7 protein-coding genes are annotated in these 7,384 nt (G+C 65.1%); 5 read left to right on the top strand and 2 right to left on the bottom strand.

The features are described from left to right. From DBR20_RS01480 to DBR20_RS01460, 5 genes are all read left to right on the top strand, one after another. On the top strand, nt 1–636 hold a 636-nt coding region (locus DBR20_RS01480), incomplete at its 5' end, for a GNAT family N-acetyltransferase (RefSeq protein WP_258223083.1). A gap of 186 nt (nt 637–822) precedes the next feature. Then, nucleotides 823–3,654 (top strand): 2-oxoglutarate dehydrogenase E1 component, encoded by a 2,832-nt coding sequence (locus DBR20_RS01475; protein ID WP_108264940.1) that lies wholly within the window; start codon nt 823–825, stop codon nt 3,652–3,654. Nucleotides 3,655–3,693: 39 nt separating this feature from the next. Then, nucleotides 3,694–4,893: a dihydrolipoyllysine-residue succinyltransferase gene (gene sucB, locus DBR20_RS01470; protein WP_108264939.1), complete on the top strand. Its 1,200-nt coding sequence runs from the start codon at nt 3,694–3,696 to the stop codon at nt 4,891–4,893. 63 nt (nt 4,894–4,956) lie between these two features. Then, the gene (gene lpdA / locus DBR20_RS01465) at nt 4,957–6,393 is read left to right on the top strand and encodes a dihydrolipoyl dehydrogenase (protein ID WP_108264938.1); all 1,437 of its coding nucleotides are present in this window, start codon (nt 4,957–4,959) and stop codon (nt 6,391–6,393) included. 277 nt (nt 6,394–6,670) lie between these two features. Then, nucleotides 6,671–6,907, top strand: a complete 237-nt coding sequence (locus DBR20_RS01460; RefSeq protein WP_108264937.1) for a hypothetical protein — start codon at nt 6,671–6,673, stop codon at nt 6,905–6,907. 39 nt (nt 6,908–6,946) lie between these two features. Here DBR20_RS01460 and DBR20_RS01455 read toward each other — a convergent pair whose 3' ends face one another. Both DBR20_RS01455 and DBR20_RS22020 read right to left on the bottom strand, forming a co-directional pair. Beyond that, nucleotides 6,947–7,207: a hypothetical protein gene (locus DBR20_RS01455; protein WP_108264936.1), complete on the bottom strand. Its 261-nt coding sequence runs from the start codon at nt 7,205–7,207 to the stop codon at nt 6,947–6,949. Continuing rightward, a partial coding sequence (locus DBR20_RS22020) for a hypothetical protein (RefSeq protein ID WP_219927775.1) occupies nt 7,204–7,384 on the bottom strand: 181 nt, incomplete at its 5' end. The genes DBR20_RS22020 and DBR20_RS01455, both read right to left, overlap by 4 nt.

Genomic DNA, 7,384 nt, shown 5'->3' with positions numbered 1-7,384 from the left:
GCGTTGGTACAGGCCGGGCACCAGCTCGGTCTGGCCGAGCTGCACCTGCATGCGCAGCTGCCGGCGCGCGACTTCTACGCCCGCCAGGGCTTCCTGCCGGAAGGCCCGGAATTCGAAGAAGCCGGCGTCGGCCACCAGCAGATGCGTCGCCGGCTGCAAGCCGTTTCCGCCATCGACAGCCGTGCTGAAGCGGTGGCGATCACCACGGCGATCATCCACCGCGCACGCTGCCGGCTGTGGCTGCACAGCCGGCAGCTGGACCCCGGCCTGCTGGATGCGCCACCGGTGCAGGCGGCCCTGCGCCGCTTCGTCACTGCCCGCCGCGACAAGCAGCTGCGGGTGATCGTGCATGACGCCGCGGCCATCGCCAGCGCCGGTGCGCCGCTGCTGGCGCTGTTCCAGCGCCTTCCCAGTGTGATCCAGTTCCGCGAGGTGGCCGATCCGATCGATCGCGCCCTGGCCTCGGCCTGCCTGCTCAACGATGCAGGCGACTTCTACTTTCGTCTCATCGGTCATCGCCTCGACGGCGAATCCGCAATCGCGCTACCGGCACGTTCGCAGCCGTTCGAGCAGCAATTGCAGCGTGTCTGGGACCGTTCGCGCGAATGCAGCGAATTGCGCGCACTCGGCATCTGACCGCAACCGGTGCGCTCAACCTGTCTGGGACCGACACCGGGGGACGCCCGATGCCCTCGTCGCTGCCCCTTCGTGTCCGGATGGGGGTACAATTTGGCCGTTTGAACGCGCCCGTGCATGGCTATTCATCTTCGTGCCGGGTCCTTCTGAAGCCATACCCCACAAAGCGAATCAGCACCCTCCATCGTGGACAATCAACTGAAGCAGTTTGCGCAATCTTCGCAACTCGCCGGCGGCAACGCCTCCTATGTCGAGGACCTGTACGAGCAGTACCTGGTCTCCCCGGATAGTGTCGATCCCAAATGGAAAACCTACTTCGACGGCTTCAAGGGCCGCGAAGCAGGCGACATTCCGCACTCGGCCGTCATTTCCCATATCGCGGACGCGGCCAAGGATGCGCTGAAAGCAGGCACCGGCACCGGTGCAGGCGATGAGCGCGAGCGCAATGTCGGTCGCCTGATCACCGCCTACCGTTCGCGTGGTCATCTGGACGCCCGCCTTGACCCGCTGGGCCTGGCCGCTCCGGTCAACACCCCGGACCTCGGCCTGCCCTTCCACAACCTGTCCGATGGTGACCTCAACAGCGAGTTCAGCACCGGCGGTGTGGGTGGTCAGCCGCGCATGAAGCTGCGTGATCTGCTGGCGCGCCTGAAGGCGACCTACACCGGTTCGATCGGTGCGGAGTTCATGCACATCTCCGAGGTCGAGCAGCGCCAGTGGATCTACAAGAAGCTGGAACTGGCCGGTGGCAACTACCAGCTGGACGCTGACACCCAGCGCCGTACGCTGGAGCGCCTGACCGCCGCCGAAGGCCTCGAGCGCTACCTGCACACCAAGTACGTCGGCCAGAAGCGCTTCTCGCTGGAAGGCGGCGACTCGCTGATCCCGATGATGGACACCATCATCCGCAGCGCCGGCAAGGATGGCGTCAAGGACGTGGTGGTGGGCATGGCCCATCGTGGCCGCCTGAACGTGCTGGTCAACACCCTCGGCAAGAACCCGCGCAAGCTGTTCGACGAGTTCGAAGGCAAGTTCGAGCACGACGAGCACGCCTCGGCGGGCGACGTGAAGTACCACATGGGCTTCTCCGCCGACGTGTCCACCGAAGGTGGCCCGGTCCACCTGGCGCTGGCGTTCAACCCGTCGCACCTGGAAATCGCCGATCCGGTGGTTGCCGGTTCCGTGCGCTCGCGCCAGGAACGCCGCAAGGACACCGCGCGCAAGCAGGTGATGCCGATCCTGATCCACGGCGACGCGGCCTTCTCCGGCCAGGGCGTGGTCATGGAGCTGTTCCAGATGTCGCAGGCCCGCGGCTTCGCCGTTGGCGGCACCGTGCACATCGTGGTCAACAACCAGGTCGGCTTCACCACCTCCAATCCGCTGGATACGCGCTCCACGCGCTATGCCACCGACGTGGCGAAGATGATCGCCGCACCGGTACTGCACGTGAACGGCGATGATCCGGAAGCGGTGGTGTTCGCCGCGCAGCTGGCCTTCGAGTTCCGCCAGAAGTTCGCCAAGGACGTGGTCATCGACCTGATGTGCTACCGCCGTTGGGGCCACAACGAGGCCGACGAGCCGGCGATCACCCAGCCGCTGATGTACCAGGTGATCCGCAAGCACGCCACCACCCGCGAGATGTACGCCGAGCAGCTGGAAAAGGCGGGCGTGATCGCCGCCGGTGCCGGCAAGGCGATGGTCGATGCGTACCGCGAGAAGCTCGATGCCGGTGAAGTGACCACCGAGCTGGCGAAGGTCGAGAAGACCCCGCCGACCAGCCCGCTGTTCGTTGATTGGCCCAAGCTGCTGGAAGGCAAGCTGTCCGACCAGATCTCGACCAAGGTCGACAAGGACAAGCTGCTGGCACTGGCCAAGCTGATCAACACCGTGCCCGAAGAAGTGCAGCTGCACTCGCGCGTGTCCAAGGTGTACGACGACCGTCGCAGGATGGCCGCTGGCGAGATCCCGGGCGACTGGGGCTTTGCCGAGAACCTGGCCTACGCCACCCTGCTGGACGAAGGCAGTGCCCTGCGCCTGGTCGGCCAGGACGTCGGCCGCGGTACGTTCACCCACCGCCACGCGATCCTGCACGACCAGAAGACCGACAACTACTACCTGCCGCTGCGGCAGCTGGTGGATTCGCCGGAGAAGGCCACCATCATCGATTCGCTGCTCAGCGAAGAAGCCGTGATGGCCTATGAGTACGGTTTCTCGACCACCGATCCGAACACCCTGTGCATCTGGGAAGGCCAGTTCGGCGACTTCGCCAACGGCGCCCAGGTGGTGATCGATCAGTTCATCGCCGCCGGTGAAGCAAAGTGGGGCCGCATCTCCGGCCTGACCCTGCTGCTGCCGCACGGCTATGAAGGTCAGGGTCCGGAACACAGCTCGGCGCGCCTGGAGCGCTTCCTGCAGCTGTGCGCGCTGGAGAACATGCTGGTGGTGGTGCCGTCGACCCCGGCGCAGGCCTTCCACATGCTGCGTCGCCAGCAGCACCTGACCACCCGCAAGCCGCTGGTGGTGATGTCGCCGAAGTCGCTGCTGCGCCACAAGCTGGCCGTGTCGACCCTGGACGAGCTGGCCAATGGCGAGTTCCAGCACCTGATCGGCGATGCCAATGCAGATGCCAAGAAGGTCAAGCGCGTGGTGCTGTGCTCGGGCAAGGTCTACTACGACCTGCTGGAAGACCAGACCAAGCGTGGCCAGGACGACGTGGCGATCATCCGCGTGGAGCAGCTGTATCCGTTCCCGCGTGCGTTGCTGGCTGCCGAACTGAAGAAGTACGGCAAGGCCACCGACGTGGTGTGGACGCAGGAAGAACCGCAGAACCAGGGGGCGTGGTACCAGATCCGCCACCACCTGCAGTTCTGCCTGGCCGATGGCCAGAGCCTGCACTACGCCGGTCGCGCACGTTCGGCTTCACCGGCTGCCGGTCACATGGCTGACCACGTCCGCGAACAGCAGCAGCTGGTCGCCGATGCACTGGTCAACCCGTTCAACGACTCGTTCGCTGAATAACTCTCCCCCTATTTAGAAGACAAACCAGGAAGCTCCCGCATGGCCACCGAAGTCAAAGCCCCGGTACTGCCCGAATCCGTCGCCGACGGCACCATCGCCACCTGGCACAAGAAGGTGGGCGACGCCGTCAAGCGCGACGAAAACCTGCTTGACCTGGAAACCGACAAGGTCGTCCTGGAAGTGCCGTCGCCGGTCGATGGCGTGATCAAGGAAATCAAGTTCGCCGAAGGCGCGACCGTGACCTCCAGCCAGGTCGTGGCGATCATCGAAGAAGGCGCCGTGGCCGCTGCCCCGGCTCCGGCTGCCGAAGAGAAGAAGGCTGAGGCCGCTCCGGCCGCTGCTGCTCCGGCCGCGGCCGCTGCTCCGGCCCCGGCTGCCAAGTCGGCTGCCGACGCACTGCCGCCGGGCGCCCGTTTCAGCGCCATCACCGAAGGCGTGAATCCGGCCGACGTCGATGGCACCGGCCGTCGTGGCGCCGTCACCAAGGAAGACATCGTCAACTTCGCCCGCAACGGCGGCGCCGGCAAGGCCGGTGGCGCACGTCCGGAAGAACGCGTGCCGATGACCCGCATCCGCAAGCGCATCGCCGAGCGCCTGATGGAGTCGAAGAACTCCACCGCCATGCTGACCACCTTCAACGAAGTCGACCTGTCCAAGGTCTCGGCGGCGCGCAAGGAACTGCAGGACGAGTTCGTCAAGGCACACGGCATCAAGCTCGGCTTCATGAGCTTCTTCGTGAAGGCCGCAGCCAACGCGCTGCAGCGCTTCCCGCTGGTCAATGCCTCGATCGACGGCGAAGACATCATCTACCACGGCTACTCGGACATCTCGATCGCCGTGTCGACCGAGAAGGGCCTGGTCACGCCGGTGCTGCGCAACGTCGAGCGCATGTCGTTCGCCGACATCGAAAAGACCATCGCCGACTACGCCAAGAAGGCCCGTGACGGCAAGCTGAGCCTGGAAGAACTGCAGGGCGGCACCTTCACCGTGACCAACGGCGGCACCTTCGGTTCACTGCTGTCGACCCCGATCATCAATCCGCCGCAGAGCGCCATCCTCGGCATGCATGCCATCAAGGAGCGTCCGATCGCCCAGAACGGCCAGGTCGTGATCGCGCCGATGATGTACCTGGCGATGTCCTACGATCACCGCATCATCGACGGCAAGGACTCGGTGCAGTTCCTGGTGGACATCAAGAACCAGCTGGAAAACCCGGGCCGCATGCTGTTCGGCCTGTAAGAGACCTCCCGCCCCTCCGCGCCTGCGCGGAGGGGTTCTGGTAATGCAACAAGGACTATTTCAATGGCTGAACAATTCGACGTCGTCGTCATCGGTGCCGGCCCGGCCGGTTACCACGCTGCCATCCGCGCGGCCCAGCTTGGCCTGAAGACCGCCTGCATCGACGCAGCGCTGGGCAAGGACGGCAAGCCGGCCCTGGGTGGCACCTGCCTGCGCGTGGGCTGCATCCCGTCCAAGGCGCTGCTGGATTCCTCGCGCCAGTTCTGGAACATGGGCCACATCTTTGGCGACCACGGCATCAGCTTCAAGGATGCCAAGATGGACGTCGAAGCGATGGTTGGCCGCAAGGACAAGATCGTCAAGCAGTTCACCGGCGGCATCGCCATGCTGTTCAAGGCCAACAAGGTCGCCGCCTATTACGGCTTCGGCGAACTGCAGCCGGGCAACGTGGTCAAGGTCACCCAGCATGACGGCTCGGTCGTCGAGCTGAAGGGCACCAACGTCATCATCGCCGCCGGTTCGGACTCGATCGAACTGCCGTTCGCCAAGTTCGACGGCGACACCATCGTCGACAACGTCGGCGGCCTGGACTTCACCGAAGTGCCGGCGCGCCTGGCCGTGATCGGCGCCGGTGTGATCGGCCTGGAACTGGGCAGCGTGTGGAAGCGCCTGGGTTCGGAAGTGACCATCCTGGAAGCGCTGCCGGACTTCCTGGCTGCGGCTGATACCGAAGTGGCCAAGACCGCCGCCAAGGAATTCAAGAAGCAGGGCCTGGACATCCGCCTGGGTGCCAAGGTCTCCAAGGCCGAAGTGACCGGCAAGGGCAAGAAGAAGGAAGTCGCCCTGACCTACACCGACGCCGAAGGCGAGAAGTCGCTGGTGGTGGACAAGCTGCTGGTGGCCGTCGGCCGTCGCGCTGCCACCAAGGGCCTGCTGGCCGAAGGTACCGGCGTCAAGATCAACGAGCGTGGCCAGATCGAAGTCGACGCGCACTGCCACACCGGCGTCAACGGCGTCTGGGCGGTCGGTGACTGCGTGCGCGGCCCGATGCTGGCGCACAAGGGCTTCGAGGAAGGCATCGCGGTTGCCGAACTGATCGCCGGCCTGCCGGGCCACGTCAACTTCGACACCATTCCGTGGGTCATCTACACCGAGCCGGAGCTGGCTTGGGTCGGCAAGACCGAGCAGCAGCTGAAGGCCGAGGGCATCCCGTACAAGGCCGGCAGCTTCCCGTTCGCTGCCAACGGCCGTGCCGTGGCGATGATCGAGCCGGCAGGCTTCGTGAAGGTTCTGGCCCACGCCGAAACCGATCGCATCCTGGGCATGCACCTGGTCGGCGCCAATGTGTCCGAGCTGGTGCACGAAGGCGTGCTGACCATGGAGTTCAGCGGTTCGGCCGACGACCTGGCGCGCATCTGCCACGCCCACCCGTCGCTGTCGGAAGTGATTCACGATGCAGCAATGGCGGTCAGCAAGCGCGCGATCCACAAGGCGAACTGATCCATCTGATGGTGCCGGCCGCTGGTCGGCATCCCCGGATGCTGAAAACCCCGCTTCGGCGGGGTTTTTTGTTGCACGATGACTGCAGAACAAGGGCGGAGCCCATTGGCACTCGGCGCGTGGCAGGCAAGCGGTGTCACCCTCGCCCTCACACGGGCATCGACCTCCAGTGCGGTAGGCTCACCCCTGAGGTCGCGTTGCATCGCCAAGCCACGGATGCGCGACAGGTGGTGCTCCCGCACCTGCTCGTGGGGCTGCTCAGACAGTGGAGATCTCCATGGAAAACGAACGAATCGAGACCCGCGGCGAAGATGGCCGAAGAGTGTTGGTATTCAAGTTCTGGCCGCACTTCGACGCAACGATTCTTCCCGGCACAAGCCTGGTCGAAGGCCTGCCGAGGTATGCGCTGGCAAACGGCAATTCCGTAACCTTCAACGGCGTGGATTTCGAAATCGCCGCTACCGGCGAAGAGCTGGTCCGGTCGTTGGCCATCGGGCGACCGCCATCGGGCTGATTCGTCTGATGCTGCTTGACCGGAGATCGGCCTCCTGCTTCAACGCTGCGGCGGTGTGCGCTCCCGGTCCGTAGCGTCCGGCTTCGGCGGATCGTCACAGATCCGGTGCTGGGCGATCACCTCACCCACCTTCCATTCCCTCACCACCCTGCAGCGTTCCCTCCCCGCATCCTTGTCGGTCGTTTTGACTTCCGCCTTGCCGGCAGAGTGCTGACGCTCAAGGTAGGCCGACGGCGGTTGCTTGGCCAAGGCCGGCGCCGCCATCAGCAGCGCCAGCGTCGCGATGGCAAGCGGCCTCATGCCGTCACCGCGCCGCGGCCACCGCCCAGCAGGCGTGCCGGCAACATGAACAGCGCGCGCAGGAAGGCGAACAGCGCCGAGAACGTGATACCGACCAGGCGGAACGGCAGGCTCAGCAGCCACACGAGCGGCCAGGCGATCAGCGCCAGCATCGCCAACGGCCAGCACAGCACGAAC

The organism is Stenotrophomonas sp. HMWF023 (genome assembly GCF_003060985.1).
GTDB classification, from domain to species: Bacteria; Pseudomonadota; Gammaproteobacteria; order Xanthomonadales; family Xanthomonadaceae; genus Stenotrophomonas; species Stenotrophomonas lactitubi.
This window is presented reverse-complemented; position numbering and strand designations above follow the sequence as displayed.

What these genes read in the sequence shown, in the direction of transcription:
- sucB (WP_108264939.1), top strand. Translation starts at nt 3,694, where the DNA reads ATGGCCACCGAAGTCAAAGCCCCGGTACTGCCCGAATCCGTCGCCGAC.
- lpdA (WP_108264938.1), top strand. Translation starts at nt 4,957, where the DNA reads ATGGCTGAACAATTCGACGTCGTCGTCATCGGTGCCGGCCCGGCCGGT.
- DBR20_RS01460 (WP_108264937.1), top strand. Translation starts at nt 6,671, where the DNA reads ATGGAAAACGAACGAATCGAGACCCGCGGCGAAGATGGCCGAAGAGTG.
- DBR20_RS01455 (WP_108264936.1), bottom strand. Translation starts at nt 7,207, where the DNA reads ATGAGGCCGCTTGCCATCGCGACGCTGGCGCTGCTGATGGCGGCGCCG.